The sequence below is a fragment of the Xanthomonas sp. NCPPB 2864 genome, assembly GCF_056675615.1.
The window spans coordinates 19158-45748 of sequence record NZ_JBWWVS010000004.1 but is presented as its reverse complement, the minus strand read 5'-3'; the positions used below and the strand labels follow the sequence as shown (position 1 = coordinate 45748).

Here is a 26591-nt window from a genome sequence, read left to right as displayed (position 1 = left end):
CCGAATCCCGAATCCCGATTCCCGGCAGTCACCCCATGAACATCTCCGCGCCCTTCATCAAGCGCCCGATCGGCACCGCGCTGCTGGCGATCGGTTTGTTCGTGATCGGATTGATGTGCTATCTGCGGCTGGGCGTGGCGGCGTTGCCGAACATCCAGATTCCGGTGATCTTCGTGCACGCCACGCAGTCCGGCGCCGATGCCAGCACCATGGCCTCCACCGTCACCGCACCGCTGGAACGCCACCTGGGCCAGCTGCCCGGCATCGACCGCATGCGCTCCTCCAGTTCGGAGAGCAGCAGCCTGGTGGTGCTGGTGTTCCAGAGCAATCGCAACATCGATTCGGCCGCGCAGGATGTGCAGACGGCGATCAACTCCTCGCAATCGGACCTGCCGTCCGGGCTCGGCACGCCGATCTATTCGAAAGCCAATCCGAACGACGACCCGGTCATTGCCATCGCGCTGACCTCGGACACGCAATCGGCCGATGAGCTCTACAACGTTGCCGACTCCCTGCTGGCGCAACGGCTGCGCCAGATCACCGGCATCAGTTCGGTCGATATCGCCGGCGCCTCCACGCCGGCGGTCCGCGTGGATGTGGATCTGCGCGCGCTTAACGCGCTGGGCCTGACCCCGGACGATCTGCGCAACGCGGTGCGCGCGGCTAACGTCACCTCGCCGACCGGATTCCTGTCCGACGGCAACACCACCATGGCGATCGTGGCCAACGATTCGGTATCCAAGGCCGCCGATTTCGCCCAGCTGGCGATCTCCACCCAGTCCAATGGCCGCATCGTGCGGCTGGGCGACGTGGCCACCGTCTACGACGGCCAGCAGGATGCCTATCAAGCGGCCTGGTTCGACGGCAAACCGGCGGTGGTGATGTACGCCTTCACCCGCGCCGGCGCCAACATCGTCGAAACCGTGGACCAGGTGAAGGCGCAGATTCCCGAGCTACGCGCCTACCTGCAGCCCGGCACCAAGCTGACGCCCTACTTCGACCGCACCCCGACCATCCGCGCCTCGCTGCACGAGGTGCAGGCCACGCTGCTGATCAGCCTGGCGATGGTGGTCCTGACCATGGCGCTGTTCCTGCGCCGCCTGGCGCCGACGCTGATCGCGGCGGTCACCGTGCCGCTGTCGCTGGCCGGCTCGGCGCTGGTGATGTACATGCTGGGCTTCACCTTGAACAACCTCAGCCTGCTGGCGCTGGTGATCGCCATTGGCTTTGTGGTCGACGATGCGATCGTGGTGATCGAAAACATCATGCGTCATCTGGACGAAGGCATGCCGCGTCTGGATGCCGCACTGGCCGGTGCGCGCGAGATCGGCTTCACCATCGTGTCGATCACTGCCTCGCTGGTGGCGGTGTTCATTCCGATGCTGTTTGCCAGCGGCATGATCGGCGCGTTCTTCCGCGAGTTCACCGTGACCCTGGTGGCGGCGATCGTGGTGTCGATGCTGGTGTCGCTGACCTTGACACCGGCGCTGTGCAGCCGCTTTCTGTCCGCGCACACCGAGCCGGAAAAACCTAGCCGTTTCGGCGCCTGGCTGGACCGCATGCACGAGCGCATGCTCGCGGTGTACACGGTGGCGCTGGATTTCTCGCTGCGGCACGCCTTGCTGCTGTCGCTGACGCCGCTGCTGTTGATCGCCGCCACCGTCTTTCTCGGCGGCGCAGTCAAGAAGGGCTCGTTCCCGGCGCAGGACACCGGCCTGATCTGGGGCCGAGCCAATTCCAGCGCCACGGTGTCGTTTGCCGACATGGTCAGCCGCCAGCGCCGCATCACCGACATGCTGATGGCCGACCCGGCGGTGAAGACCGTCGGCGCGCGGCTGGGCTCCGGCCGGCAGGGTTCCAGCGCCTCGTTCAATATCGAATTGAAGAAGCGCGACGAAGGCCGCCGCGACACCACCGCGCAGGTGGTCGCACGCCTGAGCGCCAAGGCCGACCGTTACCCGGATCTGGATCTGCGCCTGCGCGCGATCCAGGACCTACCCAGCGACGGCGGTGGCGGCACCAGCCAGGGTGCGCAGTACCGCGTTTCGCTGCAGGGCAACGACCTGGCGCAGCTGCAGGAATGGCTGCCCAAGCTGCAGGCCGCGTTGAAGAAGAATCCGCGCCTGCGCGATGTCGGCACCGACGTGGATACATCGGGTCTGCGCCAGAACATCGTGATCGACCGCGCCAAGGCCGCGCGCCTGGGCATTTCGGTCGGTGCCATCGATGGCGCACTGTATGGCGCCTTCGGCCAGCGCTCCATTTCCACCATCTATTCGGATCTCAACCAGTACAGCGTGGTGGTCAATGCACTGCCCTCGCAAACGGCAACGCCCAAGGCGCTGGACCAAGTCTTCGTGCCCAACCGCGCCGGCCTGATGGTGCCGATCACCTCCGTCGCCACCCAGGTGCCCGGGCTGGCGCCGCCGCAGATCGTCCACGAAAACCAGTACACCACGATGGATCTGAGCTACAACCTCGCACCGGGCGTGAGCACCGGCGAGGCGGACCTGATCATCAAGTCCACCGTGGAAGGCTTGCGCATGCCCGACGGCATCCGCCTCAGCGGCGACGACAGCTTCAACGTGCAACTCAGCCCCAACTCGATGGGCGTGTTGCTGCTGGCCGCGGTGCTCACCGTCTACATCGTGCTGGGCATGCTGTACGAGAGCCTGATCCATCCGGTGACCATCCTGTCCACGCTGCCGGCCGCCGGCGTCGGCGCACTGCTGGCGTTGTTCCTCACCAACACCGAGTTGTCGGTGATCTCGATGATCGCGCTGGTGCTGCTGATCGGCATCGTCAAGAAGAACGCGATCATGATGATCGACTTCGCGCTGGTGGCGCAGCGCGTGCACGGCATGGATGCGCGCGCGGCCGCACGCGAGGCCTCGATCGTGCGCTTCCGCCCGATCATGATGACCACGATGGTGGCGATCCTGGCCGCGGTGCCGCTGGCGGTCGGCCTGGGCGAGGGCTCCGAACTGCGTCGCCCGCTGGGCATCGCGATGATCGGCGGGCTGATCTTCTCGCAGAGCCTGACCCTGCTCAGCACCCCGGCGCTGTACGTGATTTTCTCCTGCCTGAGCGAACGCTGGAAGGCGCGTCGCGCACGTGCGCGTGCACGCCGGGCAGAGCGCGCGGCGGCACGGCGCCCGGCGGCGTCGGCGCACTGAGGCGAAGCAGCACACGCGCCGGTCTGCACGGACCGACGCGTGCCGGCCGGTATGCCGGTGGCCCGCATCTTTCGCCATCGCTCGTTGATTGCCGGCATGCCGCAGGGGCGTCGCTGCTGGCAGTGCATTCAAACGCGGCACAGTGATGCGAGCTGCAAATGCACGCTCGACTTACTTGCTTTTGGCCAGAGCCCACGTGTTTGACCGCATCCAGACGACACTGCGACCGGAAGTTCGGCTGCCTTGACGTGTTGGACGGCAGGGATGGATCAGTTGTCGCGCGGCGGGGCTGCGGCCTGGTTACAGGGCCCTTGCCCGCCCACCATCGCAGGACACGCCGCAAGTACGTCCGTGTAGGCGCTTACGCGGCATCCATGCCGCGTAAGGTCCCGCGACGATAGGCGGGCAATGACCTGTCGAGATGGTCGGTGTGCAAGATGCAAACCGTGCGTTACATACGTTGTTCGGGCGACGGCGCGCCCTGACCGCTACACCAGCAACGCCTGCAGCGACGCCCGCTCCAGCTGCGCGTACAACGCGCACTCATCCTGCACCTGCGCACCCAGCGCCTGTTCGAAACTGCGCTTGCTCGAATGGGCGGCATAGGCGCGTTGTTCGGCGCCACCGAGATTGGACTGGAAGATGCCGGCCGCACTCACCGGCAGGAAATCTTCATAGATGATCGGATCGGCACTGAGCAGACCGAGCGCAATCGCGGTTTCTGCCGGCATCGCCGCCACCTGCGCGGGATCGGCACGTCCGGCCTCGGTCAGCGCATAACGGAAATAGCCCAGACCTTCCTGACGCAGCACGGCTTCGTCGTCGGGAAACGCCACGAACGCGGTCTGCAGCCGCGTGGCGTAATCGGTACCGGTGCTGCCCGCGCCATCGCTGTCGCGTGCCTGCGCCAGCAGCGCGTCGTACAGCGCGCGGCCCTTGGGCGTCAGCGCGAGCCCGCGTTGTTCGATCTCGCCAAAGCGCGCGGTGTGCGTGCCGTGCTCGGCCTGCCCGCTGTCGCCGACAAAGCGCACCGGCTCCTCCAGTGCCTTGAAACTGGTCTGGCGCAGCAGGATCGGCACCCGCCGACGCGGCGGCCCTTCGATCACCGCCTTGGCGTCGATGCCGGCGCGCTGCATCTGCGCCTGCGCCGCATCGATATCCAGCGTGCGTGGCGTCAGGTGGTTGATATGCGGCCCGTGGAAGCTCACCACGTCGGCGATCAGCTTGTGCGCTTCGCTCAGCGCGCGGTAGGTCGGCAGCGACACCGTGGCATCGCCATGCCAACGGAAGGTTTCCAGCGCTTCGTCCACGAACTGCTGCGCCTGCGCCGCCTCCAGCCCGCCGTGGCGCTCGTGCTGCTCGATCAGCTCCAGCGCGGCGGCGGTGAAGATCTGCCGCTGCTCCAGGATCTGCGCCGCCTGCGCCCGCAGCGCGGCGTCTTCGATCAACTCCAGCCGCAGCAACGAGGTGAACACGCGGAACGGATTGACCGACAGCGCCGCCTCGTCGATCGGGCGGAACGCAGTGGAATGCACCGGCACACCGGCCACCGACAAATCGTAATAGCCCACCGGATGCATGCCCATCACCGCAAACAGCCGCCGCAACGTGGCCAGTTCCTGCGCCGTGCCGACCCGGATGGCGCCATGCCGTTCCAGATCCAGCCGCGCGCGCTCGTCGTTGCGTTGCAGGCGCGCGGCCAGGGCGGGATCGGCACTCAGGGTGTCGGCGTTGACCTGCGCCACCAGCGTCATCAGGTCGCCGTACAACGGCACCTCGGCGCGATACATGTCCGACATCGCCTGCGCGAACAGGCTGCGGATGTGATCGGGGGAGACAAACACGGTATCGCGCATGGGCTGGTCTTGGCAGGGCCGGCCAACGCCGGCGTTGCGGCATTCTCGCCGACCGCGCCCTGCGGCGGCCAGCTGCACGGCAGCATGCCGCCGCCTGTGTTGCCGCGCAGACAGGCGCGCAGCCGATCGGTCACCTCACGGCTTGCCGCTGCGCAGGTTCCCACCAGGCGTAAGACGCACCGAGTGGCGGCTGGCGATCCGTGGCGAGCAGTCGTCCGCTGGATGCAGATGGCGCACAAGCTTGGAACCCCAGCGCACGGCGTGGTCCATGTCGGTCCTACTGCCGGCTGCGCCTGTGTGGCCGGGAGCGCAGTCATCTTGTGAGTCGCTCCGGGGATGGCCAACAAGCGCGAGAGGCCGCCAGCCTCGCCCAGGCTCAGGCCGACCCGGCGCGCACCGAACGGCCGGCACGGCTCCGGTGACACTACTGCAGCGAGTTGACGCCGAATAGCACGCTGCCGCGCCGGTAGCCGACACCACCTTGAGCCGGCAGCCGCCGGATGTGCGTGGACGGCGCGCAGGAAGCGCAGCGCACGAGTGCTACACGCCGGTTCCTAGCACCGCCGCGCTCGCCTGGTGGCTACGCCGTCGGTTTGCCGGTCGTTCTAAAGCCCGGCCTGGGCCGCTGCCTCGGCCGCCTCGCTGGCCTGGCGCGCGGCTTCCAGCCGTTGCGCATGATCGCCGAGCTGGCGGCGCAGCAGCGCGTCCAGCGTGATCGGACGTTCCCAGCGGTCGTAACTGGCGACGATGGCGTGCCGCAGCGCGCGCATATGCACGGTCTCCGGCGTGACCGACAGCCGCGTGATCACGCCCTCCCAGCCGTCATGATGGTCGCGGCTGTAGGCGCGTACCGTGTCGCGGCAGGACAACTGCAGCGTCTGCGCCCAGAAACAGGCGAAATAGATGTCGCCGGCGTGCCAGCCATGCACCTGCAACAATGCCTGCACATAGCCGCGCGGGGTGCCGGTGTAGCGCGCAACTTCGCCGATGAAACTGTCCGGGTAGCGCTGCGCGTAGCTGCCCATGTCGGCCAGATGCTGGTCCACCCAGGCATCGCCGGTGCCTGGCGTCACTGCCGGCGCAGCAGCCGATGCCGCAGCGGCAGGCGCAGGCGACGTCTGCGCAACTGCCAGCATCGGCAGCAGCAGCGCACTCAGCAGCGGCAGGGATCGCAACGGCGAGGTAAGCAGTGAAGGCATGCGCCGATGATGCCGCATGCCCGCGTCGCTGTCAGGCCGAGCGCTTGCGCCACCGACACAGGCGGCGCGCCGTCAGCGCGCCAGCCGTATGGGATGCCCCGAGTCGGAACGGATGCATGACGCCGGACCGCCACGAGCATTCGCATGTGTGGCGCGCACACAGCGGCGCCGGCCGCGCTCAGCGCAGATCGTAAAAGCCGCCGTAGTGCACTTCGCGGCAGCCGCTGAGATCGCAGGCACCCACATAGCCCGGGCCGATGTAACGCTGCCGCGCATCGCGATTGTGCGGGCTGCTGTAAGGGTCCGGGCCGTACAGACCATTGCCGTAATAGATCTGGCCGTAGGGGCGGTTGCGCGACGCGCCTAGCCGCAGCCCGGCGCCATACCAGAGGTATCCGCGGGCGTCGCCGCCGTATGGGCCGTAGCGCTCGCCCGAATATCCGTCGGCAGCAAATACGCTGCTGCGCTCACGCCGGTCCGGCCGGGTCTGCAAGGTCGCAATGCTCTGGCCCTGGGCATCCACATAGCCCTGCTCGCGATCGAAGCGCACCATGCGGAAATACACCAGCTCTCCCGCGTCCCGACGCGTACGCAGGCGGACATAGTTGCCGCCATCGTCGTAGTAAGGCTGACCGTCGCGAAAGATCACTTCGCTTGGGTTGATGACTTCTTCTTCGAGCTCGGCAGCCGCTAGCGACGGCACGCCGCCTGACAGAGCCAGCAATACGGTCAGGCTGACACGGCAGGTAAACGACAACATGCGCATCGGTGATCCCTCCTAGTCGGCCGGGCATGCACGCCTGACCGGAAACGTCCTGTTGCTGGGCGCCGCCGGTTGCGCCGGCAGATCCAGGTCGCGGCGCTGGCCGCGACGGAGCTCAGCTTAGCGCGTGCTGCCGGGCCACTGCATCCAGCGCATGCACTGCCGCCGGCCAGCCGGCAGCGTCGGGCACTTCGCGCATGCGTGGCTCGTCGGCGGCCACGCCATGCTCCTGCTCGTGCGCCCAGGTCACCGCGTACGGGGTGTAGATCCCCCAGCCGCCGATGGCCAGCACCGGCTCCACGTCCGAGCGCAAGGAATTGCCGATCATCACAAAGCGCTGCGCCGGCAGGTCGAACTCGCCCAGCACGCGCGCATAGGTCTGGGGATCCTTCTCGGACACCACCTCCACGCGCGGAAACAGATCGGCCAGACCGGATTGCTCGATCTTCTGCTCCTGATGGAACAGGTCGCCCTTGGTGATCAGCACCACCGCATAGTCGGCGGCAATTGCGCTGACCGCCTCGCGCACGCCGGCAATCACCTCCACCGGGTGCTGCAGCGTGGCGCGGCCGATCTCGACGATGCGCTGGATGTCGCGTGCGGCAATGCGCGCCTGCGTCAGTTCGATCGCCGTCTCGATCATCGACAGCGTCATGCCCTTGGCGCCGTAGCCAAATACCTTGAGATTGCGCCGCTCCACCGCCAGCAGGTGCTGCTGCATGCGGCTGTCGCCCAGATCCAGGTAATCGGCCAGGATCGCTTCGAAATCCGCTTCGGCAGTGCGGTAATAGTCCTCGCTTTTCCAGAGGGTATCGTCGCCGTCGAAGCCGACCAGTTGGATCGCCTGGCCGTCGCGCTGTGCAGAAGAGGTCATCGCGCTAGTTTAGCAGCGCACTGGAGCGCTGCCGCGGTCAATCCCCCGCGGCGTCGCCTGGACCGGGCTGGTAGCTGGCGAATTCGTCACGCGACAGGCGCCCATCACCATTGCTGTCGAAGCCGGCAAAATTCTCGCGCAGGACGGGGTCGGCGCCGGCTTCGGCCACCGTCAATGAGCCGTCGGCGTCGCTGTCCAGGCTGCGGAAGGTCCGTGGCGCCAACGTGCCGGCCTGCGGCGCCAGTGCGGCCTCCGCACCGCCTTTGGCAGCCGATGGCGCAGCAGCGTCGGCCGGCAGCAAGGGCGTGGTGGCAGGCGGTGGTGGGTCGATCGGCAACGGCGCCATTGCCGGTGTTGCCGGCCCTGTGGTGGAGGTCACACGCGACGGGTTGGCTGGCGGCAACTCCGGCGGCGCCGCGAGCGCCCACAGTGGACTCGACAGGCCGACCAGCATGGCGATACGCAGCAGCATGAGAGTGGGTCGAAGGGACGAGCGGGCAATCTAGCGCGGTGCACGTAAAGAAAACGGGAGCGACCCTGGCAGATCGCTCCCGCGTGTCCATCCTGTTACGTGGTCATGCTGCTACTTGCCGATCACGGGCATCCACTAAGCGACGCCGCGGATCAAACGACAACAACTGCTCAAATGACTGCAATTGCGAAAGCTGCCTCCTGATGTCGAAAAAACACGTCAGCAAACGAACTCACTAGCTTGCGACCTACTACCTCAGTTGCCTTGCGACCCACTACCCGCTGCGCCGCCCTGCTGCTTGGCGACAAACGCCTTGTATTCGTCCGGAGTCAGCTTGCCGTTTTTGTCGGAATCGGCGTCATTGAAGATCTGCGCGAGCCCGGCGTTGACCTGGGCCTCCTGTGTGCTGATGGCGCCGTCGCTATCGGTGTCGACGCTCGCCCAGGTCTGCCCGCCGCCGGACTGCGCAGGCTGTGCCGCGCTCGTGGCAGAGCTTCCCGACTGGGCCGACGTCGCGGCGGCATCCTGCTGCGTACTCTGCGCCATCGCCGGCAGCGCCAGGGCGGCGGCAAGAGCGGCGGTGGCGGCGAGCAGCGAGGTGCGGTTGCGATTCTTCATTTGGGTGGTCTCCTTGGCTTGGGAATGCGCGGTGTCGCCGCACATGGCCCCACCTTACCCAGCACGAATGAACGCAAAACCCGCCGCAATTTCGCGCAAAACATCCTCTTAACCACGCGTCGGACGTTTGCGCCTAGCCATCTGTTAGACATCGGTGAGCCAAACAGAAGCAGCTCATTCAATGCATCGAAATATGCGAACCGCGCCCCATTTCATAACGTAAATTTACGCATTCGGTGCCTCGTCATCCCAGCTTCCGGAGCTGAACAGTTTCCAACCCAGCACCACACCGGCAATCGCTCCGGCCACTTCCAGGATCACCCGCGATCCCAATTCGTTGGGATCGTGAATCTTGGCCAATGCCAGGCGCGCGTACAGCGGCGACTCCAGCCGCACGATGCTGGTGTAGACGAGATTCCAGATGTCGTAGCCGCCGCCAATGGCGACCGCGAGCAGACAGGCAATACCCAGCGTGTGCCCGTGGGTGAAGTGCACACGCCGGCCGATATGCTCGACCCCGGCGAAGACCAGCACACCCAGCACCAACGCGATCAGGCCAGCCTCCAGCGAACCGAGCAGACCGAAGTGCAGAGGCAGATTCATCGTGACGATCCAGGCAGCAGGCGCATCAGTCTAGCGGTTGCGGGTGATGGATCCCGGCCCAAGCAGCAAGCGCGAGCGCTTACGCGAACGCGGACCGGCCGGGCGCTACGAGTGCCCGATGCTGCGGCACGCCGCGCTCACGCATCGTCCTGCCCGCGCGCACTGACCTGCGCCTCGCCTTCCTCATCCCACTGCACGCTGACCGAGATAGGCTTGCAGCACACCTGGCAATCTTCGATGTAGTGCTGGTCGCCGCCGGTCAGATCCAGCGTCAGGGTGATCCACTCCCCGCAATACGGGCAGGCGATATCGATAAAACGTTCCGGGTCGGACATGGCAATTCCTTGCAGCAATTTGGGGTGATGCACAACATGGACAGGCCGGTGGCCGAGTCACCGCCTGCGGCGCGGTTGCTCAGTTGACCGGCACATCGAACGCGGTATCCGGCATCGGCTCGGGGCGGAAGGTGAAATGCCACCACTCCATCGGATAGTTGGCAAATCCCTCCGCTGCCATGGCACGCAACAGCTGCTGGCGGTGGGCACGTTGGGCAGGACTGATGTCGCGCGCATCGGTATGCGCACGCGCATCGAAGAAATCGAAGTCGGTGCCCATCGCCACCGGCTGGCACGGGCCCTGCCGGCAATCGAGCAGGCCCAGGTCCAGCGTCGCGCCACGGCTATGCCCCGAAGTCTCGGCAATGTAGTCGCCCAGCAGTGCGCGCTTGTCCACACGGGGGTAGTACTGCGCCTTGGTCGCCTGGTCCTGCAGATCCGCAGCCCAGGCCACGAACGCCTGCACCGCGCGCCCCGGCCGGTAGCAGTCGAACACCTGCAGTCGATATCCCTGGGCCTTGAGGGACCGCGCCACCCGTGCCAGCGCCTCCGCCGCCGGACGCAACAGATAGCACGTGGGCGCCTCATACCCCGGCACCACGCGCCCGGTGAAGTTGTTGCTGCCCGCATAACGCATGTCCACCGCAATCTCCGGCGCAAGGCCCTGCACATTGACCAGACCGGCTTGTGCGGCGGTTGTTGCCGAAGAGACATGCACCTCGGCAGCTGCGGCAACCAACGGCACCACCGCGATCGACAGCAGTGCCTGACAGACCGCTCCCCGAACCCGCCGACGCAATGTCCGCACCGACCTGATTTGCCTCATCGTTTTTTCCCTTGTAATCAATGGGGACATTGCACATCAGGCATCACGCCCGAATCGGTCGCCAGGATGGCGCTGGCGAACGCGACCACGATGCACTTATGAGCCTTCGCTCTCAAGCTGCTTGGCAGTAACTGGCACGCTGAGTGGTCGCAGCGGCCCGGTCAACGCATGCAGGATGCGCAAATCCTCGGCATCCAGCGTGCGGGCGTCGCTGCCGCGGTAGTGATGATGAAATGCCTGCAGCGTCGCAGCGGGATCGTCGACGCTGTAGCCGAGCAGGGCCAGCGCCTGCCAGGGATCGAAGCCTGCCGGCGCGGCGGGGGCATCGGCGGCAGGCCAGCGGCCGAAGCCGGCGTCGGCCAGGCGTTTCCACGGAAACAGCGGGCCGGGATCGTTCTTGCGGGTCGGGGCCACGTCTTCATGCCCGACGATCTGCGTGCGCGGAATGCGCAGGCGGGTGCACAAGTCGTCCAGCAGCACCAGCAGGCTGTCGATCTGGGCGGGCGCGAACGGCTCGCTGCCGTCGTTGTCCAGCTCGATGCCGATCGAGGCGGAATTGATGTCGGTGATGGTGCCCCAGCGCCCGGCGCCGCCATGCCAGGCGCGCTGGTCGTCGCTGACCAGTTGATAGCGCGCGCCATCCTCGCCGATCAGATAGTGCGCACTGACCCGGCCGCCGCTATTGCGCCCGCGCAGCGTGCCCAGGCTCTGCGTCACCGATTGCTGGTCGGTGAAGTGCAGCACGATCAGGATCGGCCGCCGCGCGTCGTAGTTGGGCGAGGGCACCCACTGGGCCAGCGGGTTGCGCTGCGGCGCATGCGCGCACGCACCCAGTGACAGCACCACCAGGCACAGCGCGGCGCGTAGCCAGGGCGATGGCGACAGCGTGGGAGCAGATGACATCGGATTCTCCTGGCAAAACGGCAAGGGCTTGCGCTGCACCAGCACCCTGATGGGCCGCGCAGGCGATGCACCCATTATCTGCCGTGCGGACGATGGCGTGCAGCACGCGGCTGCGGCCGGTGGCAGGCAGACTGCACGTGCGCAGAGACCGACAGACCTTACGGCGCCGCTGCGCCATGCGACACGCACAGGGGATACTTGCGCATGCGTACACTACAAGCCGGCGCGGTCGGCGCAGGTCCACCCTGCGCTTGCCGTAGTGATTTCCCGCACAGAGCCTCGCCAGTCGCTGCATCCATCAAGAGCCCTCTTCATGCCACTGTCGCGCCGCCTGCTGACGTTGTTGCTGCTGGTCACTGGACTGTCCTGGGATGCCGCTGCGGCAACCCCTGCCACTCCGATACCGCACACGGCACCGTTTGCGGCCAGCGATGCGCAGCTGACCGCCGACTACTGGATCCAGCGCGCTGGCAACGCGCAGACGCTGCGTATGACTGCCGCACAGATCGCCGGCTTCAATGCGCGTTTGCTGCGTGACGATGGCTCCATGCACGACCTGTCGCCGCTGGCCGAGGTGCTGCCAGCGGCCGAGGTGCGCGCGCGCATCGAAGCGCTGTCGGCCATGCCGACGCGTGCGCTGTACGACAGCGAAGGTCGCAGCATCGATGCCTCCCGCCTTGCGACGCTGCGCCACGCCCTGGCACTGGATGCACTGCCTGCGCAGGTCACGCCACGGTTTGCACTGGTGGTGCAGCGCGCGGCACTGCGCACCTTCCCCACCGCGCAACGCGTGTTCAGCACTACCGACGACCACGATATCGACCGCTTCCAGGAATCGGCGCTCTACCCCGGCACGCCGGTGGCGGTGCTGCACACCAGCGCCGATGGTGCATGGCACTTTGTGCTGGCAGCCAACTATGCGGCCTGGATCGCTGCCGACCGGATTGCCGTGGGCACGCGTGAGGAAGTGCTGGACTATGCACAACGCCGCCCACGACTGGTGGTCGCCGGCGCACGCGTGCAAAGCGCCTACACCCCGGAGGTACCCGCCATCTCCGCACTGGCGCTGGACATGGGCACCAGCGTGCCACTGCTTGGCGACTGGCCGCCGCAGCAACCGGTCAACGGGCAGTTGCCGCAGGCCGCCCATGTCGTGCAGCTGCCGCTGCGCAACAGCGAGGGTCGCTTGCAGCTGGTGCCGGCACTGATCCCACGCGGCGCCGACGTGCGCGTGGGCCCGTTGCCGGCCACGCCTGCAGCGTTGTTGCAGCAGGCATTCAAATTTCTCGGCGAACGCTATGGCTGGGGCAACGATTACGATGCGCGCGACTGCAGCGGTTTCGTGCTGGATGTGTATCGCAGCCTGGGCATCGCATTGCCGCGCAACACCGGCGACCAGGCACGCAGCCCGGCACTGCTGAGCGTTCCGTTTCATACCAAGGCCGCACTGCCGCAGCGCCTGCAACAACTTGCCCAGCTGCAGGTCGGCGACCTGATCTACATCCCTGGTCATGTGATGCTGGTGATCGGACACGAGCGCGGTGCGCCATGGGTGATCCATGACGTGGCCGGCGCCAGTTACCGCGACGCAGCCGGCAACGTGCAGCGCGCGCGCTTGAACGGTGTGTCGGTGACGCCGCTGCTGCCCTTGCTCGCCAGCGACGGCACACCGTTCATCGACCACATCACCCGCATCCAACGCATCGCACCGATTGGCTTTCCATGAAGATCACCGGCTTTCGCCTCGGCATGCTGCGCGTGCCATTGAAGACCCCGTTCAAGACAGCAGTGCGTACCGTGCAGGCGATCGAGGATGTGGTGGTGCTGCTGCAGACCGACAGCGGCCACATCGGCTATGGCGCAGCGCCGGCCACCGCCCCAATCACCGGCGATACGCACGGCTCCATCATCGCTGCGATCCAGCATTGCATCGGGCCGACGTTGATCGGCCAGGACGTGGCCGATCTCAACCGGCTATGCGCGCTGGTGCAACACGCGCTGGAGCGCAACACCAGCGCCAAGGCGGCGGTGGAGATCGCGCTCTACGACCTGTGGGCGCAGGCCCTGGGCACCCCGCTCTACCGGGCGCTCGGCGGTGGCATGCCGCGCATCACCACCGACATCACCATCAGCGTCGATAGCATCGACGTGATGGTGGCGCAGGCGCAATCCGCGCTTGCACGTGGCTATCGGTCACTGAAGATCAAGGTCGGCAAGGACAGCGGCTCGGACCTCGAGCGTATCACCGCGATACATGCCGCTGTCGCTGGTCGCGCATCGCTGCGCCTGGATGCCAACCAGGGCTGGACGCCCAAACAGGCGGTGCGCACCATGCACACACTGGAACACGCCGGCATCGTGATGGAACTGGTGGAGCAGCCGGTTAAGGCCGCGGACATCGACGGAATGGCGTTTGTCACCGCGCGGATCGACACGCCAGTGATGGCAGACGAAAGCGTGTTCTCGCCGGTCCACGTGATCGACCTCATCCAGCGCCGTGCCGCCGATATCGTCAACATCAAACTGATGAAGACCGGCGGGCTATCCAACGCAATCCGCATTGCCGATATCGCTGGCCTGTACGGCGTGCCCTGCATGATCGGCTGCATGATCGAATCCAGCATCAGCGTGGCTGCGGCAGTGCATCTGGCGGTGGCCAAGGCCGGCAGCATCACCCTGGCGGATCTGGATGCGCCCGCGCTCGGGCAGTTCGATCCCACCGAGGGCGGCGTGCACTTCGACGATGCCCAGATCCATATCGACGACTCGCCCGGCCTGGGCATCCGCCGCATCCACGGGCTGGAGCTCTTGCCGGCTTAAAACGTCAGTAGGATCTCCAGGCCGCATTGGCCCAGGCATGGCGCCGTCAGCGCTTCTTTGCACACGCAGTCACCCGGACAGCGAACGTCGTGCATTGCTTGCACCATGCCCACCGATCATCTCGACAGGTCCTTGCCCGCTCACCGTCGCGGGACCTTACGCGGCATGGATGCCGCGTAAGCGCCTACAAGAACGTACTTGCGGCGTGTCCTGCGAGGGCGGGCGGGCAAGGGCCCTGCAGCCATGCCCCAGATCAGCCGCTCTGCAGCCAGCCACAGAGGCCAACTCTCCCAGAAAAAACAAGACACACTCGCTAACTGTTACAAGCCCCGCCAAGCAGTCGCACAAACCAGGCGCGCGCATGCGGCACACGGCCACATTGCTGAGTACAGTAGCGACAGTTGGGTGTGCCCAACGCGGCACCAAAGCAGCGTACTGTCTCCGTCAACCGTGTATCGCCCCCAGACTCGTCCCCCGCTCGACCTATTCCCCCCGGAGCCTGCATGCGCCTTGCCACCTTGTTTCGATCCGCTGTGCTGTTGGCGCTGGCGAGCTGCGGCAGCGTTGCCGTCGCTGCCGGGCCGATCGATGCCCTGAATCAAGCGCGCGCATTGATCGTGGTGACCACGCCGGACTGGGACAGCACCCAGGCGCGCCTGCAGACATTCACCCGTGTGGACGGCCACTGGCAACCGGCCGCACCGGGCTTCGCGGTCGCGCTCGGGCGGCATGGCAGTGCCTGGGGCGATGGCCTGCATCCGGCGCAGGCGCAAGGCCCGCAGAAGCGCGAAGGCGACGGCCGCAGCCCGGCCGGTGTCTTCGCGATCGGCCCGGCCTTCGGCTATGCCCAGCAGATCGACAGCGCCATGCCGTACCAGGCGATGCGCGCCACCCACTACTGCATGGATGTGCCGAGTTCGCCGCTGTACAACCGCATCGTCGATGCGGCGCAGGTCGGTAAGGCTGCAGTGGCCGGGTCGACCGAACCGATGCGCCTGGACCTGCAACATCCCGGCGATGCGCGTTACAGCGAGGGCTTCGTGATCGCCCACAATCCCGACGCGGTTCCCGGACGCGGCAGCTGCATCTTCGCGCACCTGTGGCGCACGCCGGGCCAGTTCACCGCCGGCTGCACCGCGATGGCGCCGGCCGATATGCAACGCCTGCTGGCCTGGTTGAAGCCCGACGACAAACCGCTGTTCGTGCTGTTGCCACGTGCCGAATATGCACGCCTGCAAGCCCAGTGGCAGTTGCCCGAATTGAAGGAGGCGGCACGATGACCACCCCGGCTCCTGCACCCGATTCCACTGGCCTGGTCCGCGTGGTCAGCCGCTGGCAGATCGTTGGCTTGTCGATCAACGATGTCATCGGCAGCGGCATCTATCTGCTGCCCGCGGCCACCGCGGCACTGCTGGGGCCGATGAGCCTGTGGGCGGTGATGCTGGCCGGTCTGGCGGTGGCGTTGCTGGTGTTGTGCTACGCGCAGGCGGCCAGCTATTTCGACACGCCGGGCGGCAGTTACCTGTACACGCGTGAGGCGTTCGGCCCGTTTGTCGGCTTTCAGATCGGCTGGATGATCTGGCTCACGCGCATCAGTTCGGCAGCGGCATTGAGCAACGGCCTGGCCGATGCGGTGGCGCGGTTCTGGCCGACCGTGGCGACCGATCACTGGGCACGCTTGCTGGTGGTCGTCGGTTCCCTGGGTCTGCTCACCGCCATCAACGTGATCGGCGTGAAATCGGCTGCGCGTACCGGCATCGCGCTGGTGATCGGCAAGCTGGTGCCGTTGCTGCTGTTCGTGGCCATCGGTCTGTTCTACGTGGACTGGTCGTGGGCCTTTGCCGGCACCACGCCGGATCTGCGCGACCTGGGCAATCTGGGCGAAGCGGCCTTGCTGCTGCTGTTTGCCTATGCAGGCTTTGAAAACATTCCTGCGGCCGCTGGCGAATACCGCAACCCACGCCGCGACGTGCCGTTTGCGCTGATCACCATGATCGTCACCGTCACCTTGATCTACGCCGCGGTCCAGGTCGTCGCGCAAGGCACGCTGCCCAATCTTGCCGCCTCGCCCACGCCATTGGCCGATGCCGCAAGCCGTTTCGGCGGCGAGGCGCTGGCGCTGATCCTCACCGTGGGTGCCACCATTTCCATTCTCGGCACCACCAGCAATACGGTCATGCTCGGGCCGCGGTTTCTGTTCGCGCTGGCACAGGATGGCTACGGCCCCGCATTCCTGGCACGTGTGCATCCGCGCTTCCACACCCCGGCTGCGGCGGTGCTGACCCAGGGCGTGCTGTCGCTGGCGCTGGCGGTGTCCGGCTCGTTTACGCAGCTGGCATTGCTGTCGATGGTCACGCGGCTGTTTGCCTACATCGGCACTGCTGCGGCAGTGATCGTGCTGGCGCGTCGCTACCGGCAACGCACCGACACCTTGCGCCTGCCTGGCGGGCCGGCCATTCCCATCGCAGCGCTGCTGCTGTCGCTGGGCCTGCTCGCCAGCGCCAGCTGGCAGAACCTGGCGGCCGCCGGGGTGGCATTGCTGGTGGGCTGGCTGATTTACCTGTTTCCGCGCAAGCCCGCATAGCGGTTTTCGCAGGACGCTCGCACAGCGATCACGCACGACTAACCGTGCCCGTCCAAGGCTGCAGCCCTACCTGCATGGGAGCTTGCGATGAAACTGCGCCATGTCTACAGCACGCCCGATATCGAAAGTGCGCAACGCGTCATGCAGGCCGCACGCAGCGCCGGCATCGACAACGATGCGCTGTCCTTGATTGCCCGTTCGGATATCGAGCTGGAAGGCATTCCCGATGAACGCAAGGATGCCAAGACGGATTTTCTCCCTGCTGCCGCGCGCGGCGCCGCCACCGGGGGCGCTGCGGGCTTGGTCGCCGGACTGGTTGCCATCGCCGTGCCTCCGATCGGCCTCACCATCGCCGGTGCCGGCGTCATGGCGCTGGCAGGCGCCCTGGTCGGCACCTGGTCGTCTGCACTGATCGGCGCCACCGTCCCCGATCCGGTCCGCCGCCAATTCGAGGACGAAATCCAGGCAGGGCGCGTCCTGGTCATCATCGACGCCGACGAGCCCTCGCTGCAGCATGCAGAAGCCAGCCTGCGTGCCGCCGGTGCCACGCCACTACCATACGAAGCTGCATCGGCAGCGACGTGACGCGCGCCGACCACCGGCTGAATCGTTGGGCGCGGCGCACCGTGTCGCGCAGGGGCGCACCAGAGAGCGTCACCAAGTGCAGCATGCCTTGATGCCCTCCTCACCTGTCCTGGCAACGGATTTAACACCTGCCCGCCTAGGTTAGGGCGCACATTCAACACGGAGACGAGCATGAACGTGCCGTATCAGATTCCGGGCCGCGCACCGGACGAAGACCGCAGCCAGAACGTATCCAATTATTGGCGCGAGCGCTTCACCGAAGAATCGTATTACACCGAAGGTGACCGCTACGAAGATTACGAGGGCGCCTATCTCGCAGGACACCAAGCGCGCATCCGCGAAAACGCCCGCGCCTACGATCAGGTCGAAGCAGAATTGCACCGCGAGTGGGAAGCCAATCGCGGCACCAATGGCCTGAGCTGGAGCAAGGCCCGTCACGCCGTCAAGCGTGCCTGGGAAAATGCGACAGACCTCGTGACTGGCGACAACAAGTCCAAGCCCTGAAGACAGCAACGCCACCGTGGAGGTGGCGTTGTTGTATCAATCTGTCTGTAGTGCATCAGTCCAGCGGCGGCGGTACTGCGCGCGAGTAATGCGATGCGTTGGCGACATCCATCGCATCGCGGGTGTTCTTCTGCACCGCAACCGCGCCGAACAGGCTCAATGCGTAGGCCATCGCGTAGAAACCTTTCTCGCTCAGCAATAGGGTCGCGTTGATCAGGCCGATTGCCAGGAGCAGCAGCGCGATGACCAGCGAGAACCAACAGATCGCGTAGTACAGGCCCGTCACCGGAATTCCATCTGCGCGGTCACGCACACTCTTCTGCAACGACACCGATGCGAACAGGCCAAACAACAGCAGCGTGAAGTAATAGCCTTTTTCGTTGAGCATCATCTGCGCATTCCATAGCCCGACCAGGTAGGCAATGCCACCCAGCAGCAATGCAGCCCAGGATGCGGCGATAAAAGCAGGTGACGTTTTTTGCGTGGCAGCCATGGAAACTCCTTTTCATGGTGAAGCAGTGATGTGGGACGCACACGTCTCACAAAGAAAGTGATCTACGACAAGGCGGCCTTGAAGGCGTCGTGTAAGGTACTTTAAAACCCGACGCAGGACACGTTGTGGGAGGGCTGCAACGTCACTGCGCCCATTCCCTGGAGGACCTCATGTCTGTCCGACGTCTGCTTGCCCTGGCCTGCTCGGCCAGCTTGTTCACCGCCGCCACCGCATGTGCCGCGCCTGCCGTCGCGCCGGCGGCCGCCATTCCCAAGGCGCAGTGGCCGTTCCAGGCCACCACCGTTGCCGATTTCGACGAACCCTGGGCAATGACCTTCCTGCCTGACGGCAGCCTGTTGGTCAGCGAAAAACGCGGTGCATTGATGCGGCTGGATCTCAAGACCAACCGCAAGAGCGCCATCACCGGCATTCCGGCGGTCGCCTATGGCGGCCAGGGCGGTTTTGGCGATGTCCTGGCGCATCCGCGCTTTGCCAAAAATGGCCTGGTCTATGTCAGCTACGCCGAACCGGGACAGGGCGATACACGCGGCGCAGCGGTGGCACGCGCCAAGCTCACGCTGGATGCCAGCGGCGGCGGCACGCTGTCGGACCTGAAGGTGATCTGGCGCCAGGATCCCAAGGTCACCGGCAACGGCCACTTCGGCCACCGGCTAGCGTTCGGCCCGGACGGCAAGCTGTGGATCAGTTCCAGCGAACGCCAGAAGTTCACCCCCGCCCAGGACATGCAAGCCAATCTCGGCAAGCTGATCCGTCTCAACGATGACGGCAGCGTGCCGGCCGACAACCCGTTCGCTGCGCAGGGCGGCGTTGCCGCGCAGGTGTGGTCGCTGGGTCACCGCAATATTCTCGGCCTGGCCTTCGATGGCAAGGGGCGCCTGTGGGAACACGAGATGGGTCCGCTTGGCGGCGATGAGTTGAACCTGATCCAGCGCGGCGCCAACTACGGTTACCCGATCGTCTCCAACGGCGACAACTACGACGGCACCCCGATCCCGGATCACAACACCCGCCCGGAATTTGCCGCGCCCAAGATCAGTTGGACACCGGTGATCTCGCCAGCCGGCTTTGTGATCTACAGCGGCAAGCAGTTCCCGGCGTGGCGCGGCAACGGCTTTATCGGCGGCTTGTCGTCGATGTCGCTGGTGCAGGTCTCGCTCGGCGATCAGCCGCGCGAGGTGGCCCGCTACGACATGGGCGCGCGCATTCGCGAAGTGGAACAGGGTCCGGACGGCGCGCTGTGGTTGCTGGAAGACGAAGCCAGCGGCAGCACCGGGCGCCTGCTCAAGCTGACGCCCAAGAGCAAGGCAGCAGTCGAGAACGAGGCATAACTCCGCAAGATCGCGCCCAGGGGAGTCGTGCCACCGCCACGCGTCGAATGCGTGCTGGCGGTGGCCACGATTTTCGCGGCGAAGCCGCGTTCGATTAGGTGCGGTGCATGGCGCGATACATACAGATGCGAGCAGAGCCGTGGTCACATCGACCAGGCATGCGCTTACATCTTCCCTGACCCAATGACGGCGCGCCCTTGGGCCACGTCCGTCACCGTCATCTCAAATCCCGCGTAGCAGCCGCACTCCGCTGCGTATCGCGTGAGTGCGCCCTACCACGCCCGCGGGTGTTTAGGCCTCCAGCAACTCGAACGTCACCGCCTCGCCACTCTTGGCCGAGGCGCACACCCACACATCGAACACGCCCGGCTCGGCGCCAAACACATTCTTATGGTTGGTAAAGGCCAGTGCGTCACGCGTCAGGGTGAACACCACGTCCGTACTTTCGCCAGGCTGCAACAACACCTTGCGGAAACCCTTGAGTTCGCGCACCGGGCGCACCCGGCTGGCCACGCGATCGTGCACATATAGCTGCACCACTTCTTCGCCGGCCACGCGACCGGTATTGGTGACGCGCGTGGTGATGGTCAGGGTCTGGTCCCAGCCCAGCTGCGCACTGCTCAGCTGCGGCTGCGCATACGCAAAGGTGGTGTAGCTCAAGCCATGGCCAAACGGGTACAACGGCTCGTTGGGCATCTCGCGCCAGCGTGCCTTGTACTCGGACAGCGTCGGCAGTTCCGGGCGGCCGGTGCGCAGATGGTTGTAGAAATACGGCTGTTGCCCGGTCACCTGCGGAAAGCTGATCGGCAGACGCGCGGAGGGGTTGTAGTCGCCGAACAACACGTCGGCCACGCCGGTACCGGTCTGCGTGCCCAGGTACCAGGTCACTGCGATCGCATCGGCATCGCGCACCGCACCGCTCAGGGCCAGCGCGCGGCCATTGCGCAGCAGCACCACCATCGGCGTGCCGGTGGCGGCGATGGCTTCGGCCAATGCCTGCTGCGCCGGCGGCAACACGATCTCGGTGCGCGACTGCGCTTCGCCACTGAAGCGCTGCGGCTCGCCCAGCGCCAGCACCACCACGTCGGCGGCCTGCGCCGCATCGATGGCGGCGGAAATACCGCCCGGCAGCGCGTCTTCCAGGCCACAGCCCGGCACCACCGTCAGATGCTCGCTGTCGACCACCGCGCGCACACCCTGCTCCAGGGTCACGTAGCGCTGCTTGTCGCCGAACAGTGTCCAGCACCCCTCGATGTTCTCGCGGTCCTGCACGAACGGCCCGATCAGCGCGATGTGCTGCCCGCTTTTCTTCAGCGGCAACACCTCGCCCTGGTTCTTCAACAACACGATCGAACGCCGCGCCGCATCGCGCGACAACGCATCGTGCGCGGGCAGATGCGCGGTGTCGGCTTCGCGTGCCGGATCCAGCGAACGGTACGGGTTGTCGAACAACCCGATCGCCTCCTTGAGCTGCAGCATGCGGCGCACGCTGGCGTCCAGCGTGGCCATCGGCACCTCGCCGCTTTCCACCAGCGACGGCAGATGCGCGGCATAGAAGCCGCTCTGCATGCTCAGATCCAGGCCGGCCAGGAACGCCTTCTTGGTCGCATCGCGCTCATCGGCCGCATAGCCGTGCGCAATCAGTTCCATGTCGGCGGTGTAGTCGGAAATCACCACGCCGGGGAACTGCCATTCGCCGCGCAGGATCTCGGTCAGCAATTCGTGATTGGCACTGGCCGGCACGCCGTTGATGTCGTTGAACGAGGACATCACGGTCAGTGCGCCGGCATCGAAGGCGGCCTTGAACGGCGGCAGGTGCACATCGCGCAGCGTCTGCGGCGCGATGTCCACGGTGTTGTATTCCATGCCCGCAGCCACGGCGCCGTAGGCGGCGAAATGCTTGGGCGTGGCCAGCAGGCAATCGTCGGCCTTCAGATCGCTGCCCTGGAAGCCGCGTACGCGGGCGGCGGCAAACGCCGCGCCCAGCACCACGTCTTCGCCGGCGCCTTCCGCGCCACGGCCCCAGCGCTGGTCGCGCGCGATATCCACGGCCGGTGCGTAGGTCCAGTGCAGGCCGGCGGCGGTCGCCTCGATCGCGGTGGCGCGCGCGGTGCGCTCGGCCAGCTCGGGCTCGAAGCTGGCCGCCTCGCCCAGCGGGATCGGGAACACCGTGCGCATGCCGTGAATCACGTCCGCCGCCAGGATCACCGGGATGCCCAGGCGGCTTTCTTCCACCGCCACCTTCTGGATCTGCACACCCAGCGCGGCGCCGACGCCATTGAACAACGAGCCGACCCGGCCTGCGCGCACTTGCTGCAGCACCTCGTCGGCGTTGAGCACATTGGCTTCGGGATTCACGTCCGGCGCGAACGGCCGCACCATGTCGGCGAACACACCCAACTGTCCGACCTTCTCTTCGACGGTCATCTGGGCAATCAGGGTTTCGATACGATCAGCAGCCATGAGATCCTTGAGAAAACGTTTACATGGCCGTCAATTCTAGCCTGAGGCGACCGCGAGGGGGCAAGTACCGGGATTTGGAATTCGGGATTCGGGATTTGTCGGGTCCGGTTGAACCGCGCCTTGGGGCTGGGGATCGTTGGCGTGGTCGTAGATCTCGGTCCGGTGCCACCTAGGTTTTCCGGGGCGCGGCCAAGGATCGGAGCTCGCTGAGCGAGTCCGCGGCCGGTGGCCGTCAGCGGGCCCGCTCGCGCTCGATGATCACTCCCACCGCCTGCGCGCCGCGCACCGCACCGGGCTTGCTCAGCTTCAACCGCAGCCAGTGCACGCCGAACTCGTCCAGCACGATCGCCGCGCAGCGCTCGGCCAGGGTCTCCACCAACCCGAAGTCCGAGGCCTGCACGAATTCGATCAGCCGCTTGCTCACCGCCTTGTAGTTCAGGGTATCGGCGATGTCGTCGCTGGCGGCCGGAATGCGGTTGTCGAAGCCCATCTCCAGATCGAACCGCAGCGTCTGGCGGATGCGCCGCTCCCAGTCGTAGATGCCGATCAGCGCATCGATTTCCAGGCCTTCGATAAAAACTTTGTCCATTGGGAGCCGTGATTAGGGATTCGGGAGTGGGGATTGGCAAGAGCGCGACAGACAGCAGGTAGAGGGACTAGCTTCTACGAATCTCCAATCCCCACTCCCGATTCCCGCGCCGCCGCCAACGGCGGCAAGCCCGCCATATCCCAACGCGGCGTCACATGCACTGCCGCGTCGGCGCGCTCGCCGGCCTCCAGCCGCAGCGCGCCAGCGAAGGCGATCATCGCGCCGTTATCGGTGCACAGGGCCGGCCGCGGGAAGCACACCCGGCCGCCGCGCCGCTGCGCCGCGTCCTGCAGGCGTGCGCGCAGGCGCTTGTTGGCGCCCACGCCGCCGGCCACCACCAGGGTGTTGCAGTCGGCCGCATCCAGCGCGCGCAGGCATTTGATCGCCAGCGTCTCCACCACCGCATCCTCGAACCCGCGCGCGATATCCGCCCGCGTGGTGTCGGACTGGTCGCTGCCGCGCCAGGCCAGCAGCACCTGGGTCTTGAGCCCGCTGAAACTGAAATCCAGCCCGGGGCGGTCGGTCATCGGCCGCGCGAACTTGTAGCGCCCCGGGGTGCCGGTTTCGGCCAGCGCCGCCAGTTGCGGCCCGCCCGGATACGGCAGGCCCATCATCTTGGCGGTCTTGTCGAAGGCCTCGCCGGCCGCATCGTCCAGCGTCTCGCCGAGCACTTCGTACTGGCCCAGCGCCTTCACCGACACCAGTTGGGTGTGGCCGCCGGAGACCAGCAGCGCCACGAACGGCGGCTGCGGCGGGTCGTCTTCCATCAGCGGCGCCAGCAGATGGCCTTCCATGTGATGCACGCCGATCGCCGGCACGTCCAGCGCCCAGGCCAGCGACCGCGCCACACCGGCACCAACAAGGAGTGCGCCGACCAGGCCCGGGCCGGCGGTATAGGCCACCCCATCGAGTTCGTCGATCCGCAATCCGGCCTCGTCCAGGGTCTGGCGGATCAGCGGCAGCAGCTTGCGCACATGATCGCGACTGGCCAGCTCGGGCACCACGCCGCCGTATTCGGCATGCAGCGCGATCTGGCTGTAGACCGCGTGGGCCCGCAGCGCAGGCACGCCCGACAGCGCGGTGTCGTAGACCGCCACGCCGGTCTCATCGCACGATGATTCGATCCCAAGAACTTTCACGGCAACTCGGCAGGCAGGGACATGCGGCCTATTTTCGCAGCTTTTGCCCTGCGCAGATCGGCCAGGGGCGATCTGCTGCGCGGCCGTGTGCTCGCCACCGGATCACCCGCAAGCGCAGGCTTTATCAGGCTTGCTCGCGCAGATGCCGCAGGGGGCTTGCAGGTCGTTGGCAAGTCGTTATAATGCGCGGCTCGCCGGGGCAACCCGGAAATTCCGTCACGCGAGTCCGCTCGCACCCGCCCGGGGCTCCCGGACGGAAATCCCATTATCTGGAGAACCCATGCCCAGCGTTAAAGTCCGCGAGAACGAGCCCTTCGAATTTGCGCTCCGTCGTTTCAAGCGCACCTGCGAAAAGGCCGGCGTGCTGGCCGAAACCCGCAAGCGCGAGTTCTATGAAAAGCCGACCCAGGAGCGCAAGCGTAAGGCTGCCGCTGCTGTGAAGCGTCAGTTGCGTCGTTCCTCGCGCGACGTCACCAAGCGCCAGCGCTTGTACTGATCGAACGCGGTTCCTTGCCGACGGGCATGCGCTGAAGGCGCGGCCCATCGGAGTGGAACCCAAGAGCCGGCACGCGCAAGCGTCGCCGGCTTTTTGTATTGGTTCGATGCCAGGCGACCGCTGCGTTCTGCGCTGCAGAGCCGGCCGGCGTCGCTGCCATGACCCGCGCCTGTCAGGCCGACTTCCTGCCGATGCACTGCGCCCGTCGTGGCGCATCGGCACATCTGCAACACGCACTCCCAGGAGTTACACCATGCCCCTCAAGCAACAGCTCACCGATGACATGAAAGCCGCCATGAAGTCCGGCGACAAGCACAGCCTGGGCGTGATCCGGCTGATCAATGCCGCGATCAAGCAGAAGGAAGTGGACGAGCGCGTCGAGATGGACGATGCCGCCGTGATCGCCGTGCTCGACAAGATGGTCAAGCAGCGCAAGGACTCGGTCACCCAGTTCGAAGCCGCTGCACGCGACGACCTGGCGCAGATCGAGCGCGAGGAGATCGTGGTGATCGAGCGTTACCTGCCGGCCAAGATGGGCGAAGCCGAGATCGTCGCCGCCATCCAGGCAGCCATCGCGCAGACCGGCGCCAGCAGCCCGGCCGACATCGGCAAGCTGATGGGCGCACTCAAGCCCAAGCTGGCCGGGCAGGCCGACATGGGCCTGGTCTCGACGCTGGTCAAGCAGCATCTGGCAGGCTGAGTCTTCGCCTGCACAGTGCCCTGTGCCCGATGGCCAGGGCACTGCAGCGAGCCGCCCAAGTGCGGCTGGCTGCAGCGCCGTTTCAACGGCAGCACACGCGCAACATCCAGCGCCCGCTTTCACCCGATCTTTGAACACGCCCTGTTAGAACACCTTCGCCAGCACAGGTCCGGGCGAAGCATTCCGCATGCCGGCTTCGCCTTACGACGCCTGCGCGCACAACGGTATGCCCAAGGATTCTCCCGCCGGTGACGAAGCTCTCAACCGAACACCTGCAGAAACATCTGAGCCGCCTGCAGCGCAGCCTGCCGATGGCACTGCTCAATCGCTTTCTCGAGATCGACGTGATGACGCAGGCCGCGTCGCTGTCGTTCTACGCCTTGCTGTCGCTGGCACCGCTGCTGGTGCTGCTGCTGTGGCTGACCGCATCGCTGTATCCGCCTGCGCAGGAAGCGCTGGTGCAGCAGATCGCGCAACTGGCTGGCGGCAGCGCGGCGGAGGTGGCCGACACGGTGATCCGCAACGCCACCGATCAACCCGGCGTAGGATCGTTGGCCGGACTGTGGAGCACGTTGCTGCTGTTCATCGGCGCCACGGCGGTGTTTGCGCAGTTGCAGAACGCCCTGAACCTGATCTTCCGCACCGACAAGCAGCGCCTGGAAGGCCTGATGGCGTGGCTGAAGAAGCGCGTGTTCTCGTTCGGCGTGATCCTGGCCCTGGGCTTCTTGTTGATCGTGTCGATGATTGCCACCACCGCGTTGCAGGTGGTGTTTGCACGGCTGCCATCGGTGCTGCCGGCGATCGGCTACGTCACCACCCTGGCGCTGTATTCGCTCGCCTTCGCTTTTCTGTATCGCTATCTGCCCGATCGTACCGTCAACTGGCGGCAGGCCTTTGTCGGCGGCGTGATCACCGCATTGTTGTTCGCACTGGGCCGCTACTGCATTGGCCTGTACATCGCCAAGGCCGCGCCTGGCAGCGCATACGGTTCGATGGGGACCTTGGTCATCCTGCTGGTCTGGATGTACTACGCCTCGGTGGTGTTCTTCGTCGGCGCCCTGCTGACCGCGGTGATCGACGAGCGCGTACGCTCGCATCGCAAGCTGCGCGAGGCCGGGGTGGATACGGACAACCTGCCGCCTGCCGCCGCCGAACCGGATGCCGCGCCGCAGCCGCAGGAAGCACCCACGCGCAATTGATTGCGCATGCTGCGCCGGGTGCCGCGCGTACCCAGGCGGCATCCA

The 26591-nt window shown here is 66.0% G+C and carries 25 protein-coding genes and 1 pseudogene; 11 read left to right on the top strand and 15 right to left on the bottom strand.

Annotation, left to right across the window (positions count from 1 at the left end; genetic code table 11):
• Window positions 1-35 precede the first annotated feature (35 nt).
• The gene (locus AC1KVE_RS10750; protein WP_065048602.1) at window positions 36-3176 is read left to right on the top strand and encodes an efflux RND transporter permease subunit; all 3141 of its coding nucleotides are present in this window, start codon (window positions 36-38) and stop codon (window positions 3174-3176) included.
• Window positions 3177-3664: 488 nt separating this feature from the next.
• On the opposite strand, the gene hglS is transcribed toward AC1KVE_RS10750, so the two are convergent.
• The 11 genes and pseudogenes from hglS to AC1KVE_RS10695 form a co-directional block, all read right to left on the bottom strand.
• Window positions 3665-5032: a 2-oxoadipate dioxygenase/decarboxylase HglS gene (hglS, locus tag AC1KVE_RS10745; protein ID WP_102256982.1), complete on the bottom strand. Its 1368-nt coding sequence runs from the start codon at window positions 5030-5032 to the stop codon at window positions 3665-3667.
• Window positions 5033-5376: 344 nt separating this feature from the next.
• Window positions 5377-5513: pseudogene (locus AC1KVE_RS10740) on the bottom strand (beta-ketoacyl-[acyl-carrier-protein] synthase II); the annotation flags it as partial.
• A gap of 124 nt (window positions 5514-5637) precedes the next feature.
• On the bottom strand, window positions 5638-6249 hold the full coding sequence (locus AC1KVE_RS10735) for a hypothetical protein (protein ID WP_104555116.1): 612 nt from the start codon (window positions 6247-6249) through the stop codon (window positions 5638-5640).
• A 160-nt stretch (window positions 6250-6409) separates the two neighbouring features.
• Window positions 6410-6997, bottom strand: coding sequence for a hypothetical protein (locus tag AC1KVE_RS10730; protein WP_481092070.1), 588 nt, complete (start codon window positions 6995-6997; stop codon window positions 6410-6412).
• Window positions 6998-7109: 112 nt separating this feature from the next.
• Window positions 7110-7868, bottom strand: coding sequence for an HAD family hydrolase (locus tag AC1KVE_RS10725; RefSeq protein WP_046344739.1), 759 nt, complete (start codon window positions 7866-7868; stop codon window positions 7110-7112).
• A gap of 37 nt (window positions 7869-7905) precedes the next feature.
• Window positions 7906-8340, bottom strand: coding sequence for an EF-hand domain-containing protein (locus AC1KVE_RS10720; RefSeq protein WP_481092069.1), 435 nt, complete (start codon window positions 8338-8340; stop codon window positions 7906-7908).
• Window positions 8341-8595: 255 nt separating this feature from the next.
• On the bottom strand, window positions 8596-8958 hold the full coding sequence (locus AC1KVE_RS10715) for an EF-hand domain-containing protein (RefSeq protein WP_024938867.1): 363 nt from the start codon (window positions 8956-8958) through the stop codon (window positions 8596-8598).
• Between the two features lie 225 nt (window positions 8959-9183).
• Window positions 9184-9561, bottom strand: a complete 378-nt coding sequence (locus AC1KVE_RS10710) for a hypothetical protein (protein WP_024938866.1) — start codon at window positions 9559-9561, stop codon at window positions 9184-9186.
• Between the two features lie 137 nt (window positions 9562-9698).
• Complete coding sequence (locus AC1KVE_RS10705) at window positions 9699-9896, bottom strand: CPXCG motif-containing cysteine-rich protein (RefSeq protein WP_016903162.1); 198 nt, start codon at window positions 9894-9896, stop codon at window positions 9699-9701.
• A gap of 79 nt (window positions 9897-9975) precedes the next feature.
• Window positions 9976-10722 (bottom strand): M15 family metallopeptidase, encoded by a 747-nt coding sequence (locus AC1KVE_RS10700; protein ID WP_481092068.1) that lies wholly within the window; start codon window positions 10720-10722, stop codon window positions 9976-9978.
• 96 nt (window positions 10723-10818) lie between these two features.
• Window positions 10819-11625, bottom strand: coding sequence for an N-acetylmuramoyl-L-alanine amidase (locus AC1KVE_RS10695; protein WP_481092067.1), 807 nt, complete (start codon window positions 11623-11625; stop codon window positions 10819-10821).
• Between the two features lie 313 nt (window positions 11626-11938).
• Here AC1KVE_RS10695 and AC1KVE_RS10690 point away from each other — a divergent pair, with 313 nt between their 5' ends.
• The 6 genes from AC1KVE_RS10690 (at window position 11939) to AC1KVE_RS10665 (ending at window position 18118) form a co-directional block, all read left to right on the top strand.
• Window positions 11939-13351 (top strand): SH3 domain-containing protein, encoded by a 1413-nt coding sequence (locus tag AC1KVE_RS10690; protein ID WP_481092066.1) that lies wholly within the window; start codon window positions 11939-11941, stop codon window positions 13349-13351.
• Complete coding sequence (locus AC1KVE_RS10685) at window positions 13348-14445, top strand: dipeptide epimerase (RefSeq protein WP_481092065.1); 1098 nt, start codon at window positions 13348-13350, stop codon at window positions 14443-14445. Before AC1KVE_RS10690 ends, AC1KVE_RS10685 begins: the two co-directional genes overlap by 4 nt.
• 503 nt (window positions 14446-14948) lie before the next feature.
• Window positions 14949-15725, top strand: coding sequence for a L,D-transpeptidase family protein (locus tag AC1KVE_RS10680; protein ID WP_481092064.1), 777 nt, complete (start codon window positions 14949-14951; stop codon window positions 15723-15725).
• Complete coding sequence (locus tag AC1KVE_RS10675) at window positions 15722-17029, top strand: APC family permease (RefSeq protein WP_039524916.1); 1308 nt, start codon at window positions 15722-15724, stop codon at window positions 17027-17029. Before AC1KVE_RS10680 ends, AC1KVE_RS10675 begins: the two co-directional genes overlap by 4 nt.
• 87 nt (window positions 17030-17116) lie before the next feature.
• Window positions 17117-17614: a hypothetical protein gene (locus tag AC1KVE_RS10670; protein ID WP_102580512.1), complete on the top strand. Its 498-nt coding sequence runs from the start codon at window positions 17117-17119 to the stop codon at window positions 17612-17614.
• A gap of 171 nt (window positions 17615-17785) precedes the next feature.
• The gene (locus AC1KVE_RS10665) at window positions 17786-18118 is read left to right on the top strand and encodes a hypothetical protein (protein ID WP_046344755.1); all 333 of its coding nucleotides are present in this window, start codon (window positions 17786-17788) and stop codon (window positions 18116-18118) included.
• 55 nt (window positions 18119-18173) lie between these two features.
• On the opposite strand, the gene yiaA is transcribed toward AC1KVE_RS10665, so the two are convergent.
• Window positions 18174-18611, bottom strand: coding sequence for an inner membrane protein YiaA (gene yiaA, locus AC1KVE_RS10660; protein ID WP_046344757.1), 438 nt, complete (start codon window positions 18609-18611; stop codon window positions 18174-18176).
• Between the two features lie 170 nt (window positions 18612-18781).
• On the opposite strand from yiaA, the gene AC1KVE_RS10655 reads away from it, so the two are divergent.
• On the top strand, window positions 18782-19960 hold the full coding sequence (locus AC1KVE_RS10655) for a PQQ-dependent sugar dehydrogenase (protein WP_054591062.1): 1179 nt from the start codon (window positions 18782-18784) through the stop codon (window positions 19958-19960).
• Window positions 19961-20251: 291 nt separating this feature from the next.
• Here the strand turns inward: AC1KVE_RS10655 and AC1KVE_RS10650 are convergent, their stop codons facing one another.
• The 3 genes from AC1KVE_RS10650 to tsaD form a co-directional block, all read right to left on the bottom strand.
• Entirely contained in the window at window positions 20252-22423 is a 2172-nt protein-coding gene (locus AC1KVE_RS10650; protein ID WP_024938858.1) for a glycoside hydrolase family 3 N-terminal domain-containing protein, read from the bottom strand.
• Between the two features lie 232 nt (window positions 22424-22655).
• Window positions 22656-23012: a dihydroneopterin aldolase gene (gene folB, locus AC1KVE_RS10645; protein WP_024938857.1), complete on the bottom strand. Its 357-nt coding sequence runs from the start codon at window positions 23010-23012 to the stop codon at window positions 22656-22658.
• Between the two features lie 74 nt (window positions 23013-23086).
• Window positions 23087-24151 (bottom strand): tRNA (adenosine(37)-N6)-threonylcarbamoyltransferase complex transferase subunit TsaD, encoded by a 1065-nt coding sequence (gene tsaD, locus AC1KVE_RS10640; protein ID WP_481092063.1) that lies wholly within the window; start codon window positions 24149-24151, stop codon window positions 23087-23089.
• A gap of 280 nt (window positions 24152-24431) precedes the next feature.
• Between tsaD and rpsU the strand changes: the two genes are divergently transcribed.
• From rpsU to AC1KVE_RS10625, 3 genes are all read left to right on the top strand, one after another.
• Window positions 24432-24647 (top strand): 30S ribosomal protein S21, encoded by a 216-nt coding sequence (gene rpsU, locus AC1KVE_RS10635; RefSeq protein WP_002808376.1) that lies wholly within the window; start codon window positions 24432-24434, stop codon window positions 24645-24647.
• A 253-nt stretch (window positions 24648-24900) separates the two neighbouring features.
• Window positions 24901-25347 carry a GatB/YqeY domain-containing protein gene (locus AC1KVE_RS10630; protein ID WP_016902816.1) on the top strand — a complete coding sequence of 149 codons (447 nt, stop codon included), beginning with the start codon at window positions 24901-24903 and terminating at the stop codon, window positions 25345-25347.
• Window positions 25348-25595: 248 nt separating this feature from the next.
• Window positions 25596-26546 carry a YihY/virulence factor BrkB family protein gene (locus tag AC1KVE_RS10625; RefSeq protein ID WP_481092062.1) on the top strand — a complete coding sequence of 317 codons (951 nt, stop codon included), beginning with the start codon at window positions 25596-25598 and terminating at the stop codon, window positions 26544-26546.
• The last annotated feature ends 45 nt before the right edge of the window (window positions 26547-26591 follow it).

Bases quoted from the DNA above. Each gene is read 5' to 3' on its own strand.
- AC1KVE_RS10750 (WP_065048602.1), top strand. From the start codon at position 36: ATGAACATCTCCGCGCCCTTCATCAAGCGCCCGATCGGCACCGCGCTG.
- hglS (WP_102256982.1), bottom strand. From the start codon at position 5,032: ATGCGCGATACCGTGTTTGTCTCCCCCGATCACATCCGCAGCCTGTTC.
- AC1KVE_RS10735 (WP_104555116.1), bottom strand. From the start codon at position 6,249: ATGCGGCATCATCGGCGCATGCCTTCACTGCTTACCTCGCCGTTGCGA.
- AC1KVE_RS10730 (WP_481092070.1), bottom strand. From the start codon at position 6,997: ATGCGCATGTTGTCGTTTACCTGCCGTGTCAGCCTGACCGTATTGCTG.
- AC1KVE_RS10725 (WP_046344739.1), bottom strand. From the start codon at position 7,868: ATGACCTCTTCTGCACAGCGCGACGGCCAGGCGATCCAACTGGTCGGC.
- AC1KVE_RS10720 (WP_481092069.1), bottom strand. From the start codon at position 8,340: ATGCTGCTGCGTATCGCCATGCTGGTCGGCCTGTCGAGTCCACTGTGG.
- AC1KVE_RS10715 (WP_024938867.1), bottom strand. From the start codon at position 8,958: ATGAAGAATCGCAACCGCACCTCGCTGCTCGCCGCCACCGCCGCTCTT.
- AC1KVE_RS10710 (WP_024938866.1), bottom strand. From the start codon at position 9,561: ATGAATCTGCCTCTGCACTTCGGTCTGCTCGGTTCGCTGGAGGCTGGC.
- AC1KVE_RS10705 (WP_016903162.1), bottom strand. From the start codon at position 9,896: ATGTCCGACCCGGAACGTTTTATCGATATCGCCTGCCCGTATTGCGGG.
- AC1KVE_RS10700 (WP_481092068.1), bottom strand. From the start codon at position 10,722: ATGAGGCAAATCAGGTCGGTGCGGACATTGCGTCGGCGGGTTCGGGGA.
- AC1KVE_RS10695 (WP_481092067.1), bottom strand. From the start codon at position 11,625: ATGTCATCTGCTCCCACGCTGTCGCCATCGCCCTGGCTACGCGCCGCG.
- AC1KVE_RS10690 (WP_481092066.1), top strand. From the start codon at position 11,939: ATGCCACTGTCGCGCCGCCTGCTGACGTTGTTGCTGCTGGTCACTGGA.
- AC1KVE_RS10685 (WP_481092065.1), top strand. From the start codon at position 13,348: ATGAAGATCACCGGCTTTCGCCTCGGCATGCTGCGCGTGCCATTGAAG.
- AC1KVE_RS10680 (WP_481092064.1), top strand. From the start codon at position 14,949: ATGCGCCTTGCCACCTTGTTTCGATCCGCTGTGCTGTTGGCGCTGGCG.
- AC1KVE_RS10675 (WP_039524916.1), top strand. From the start codon at position 15,722: ATGACCACCCCGGCTCCTGCACCCGATTCCACTGGCCTGGTCCGCGTG.
- AC1KVE_RS10670 (WP_102580512.1), top strand. From the start codon at position 17,117: ATGAAACTGCGCCATGTCTACAGCACGCCCGATATCGAAAGTGCGCAA.
- AC1KVE_RS10665 (WP_046344755.1), top strand. From the start codon at position 17,786: ATGAACGTGCCGTATCAGATTCCGGGCCGCGCACCGGACGAAGACCGC.
- yiaA (WP_046344757.1), bottom strand. From the start codon at position 18,611: ATGGCTGCCACGCAAAAAACGTCACCTGCTTTTATCGCCGCATCCTGG.
- AC1KVE_RS10655 (WP_054591062.1), top strand. From the start codon at position 18,782: ATGTCTGTCCGACGTCTGCTTGCCCTGGCCTGCTCGGCCAGCTTGTTC.
- AC1KVE_RS10650 (WP_024938858.1), bottom strand. From the start codon at position 22,423: ATGGCTGCTGATCGTATCGAAACCCTGATTGCCCAGATGACCGTCGAA.
- folB (WP_024938857.1), bottom strand. From the start codon at position 23,012: ATGGACAAAGTTTTTATCGAAGGCCTGGAAATCGATGCGCTGATCGGC.
- rpsU (WP_002808376.1), top strand. From the start codon at position 24,432: ATGCCCAGCGTTAAAGTCCGCGAGAACGAGCCCTTCGAATTTGCGCTC.
- AC1KVE_RS10630 (WP_016902816.1), top strand. From the start codon at position 24,901: ATGCCCCTCAAGCAACAGCTCACCGATGACATGAAAGCCGCCATGAAG.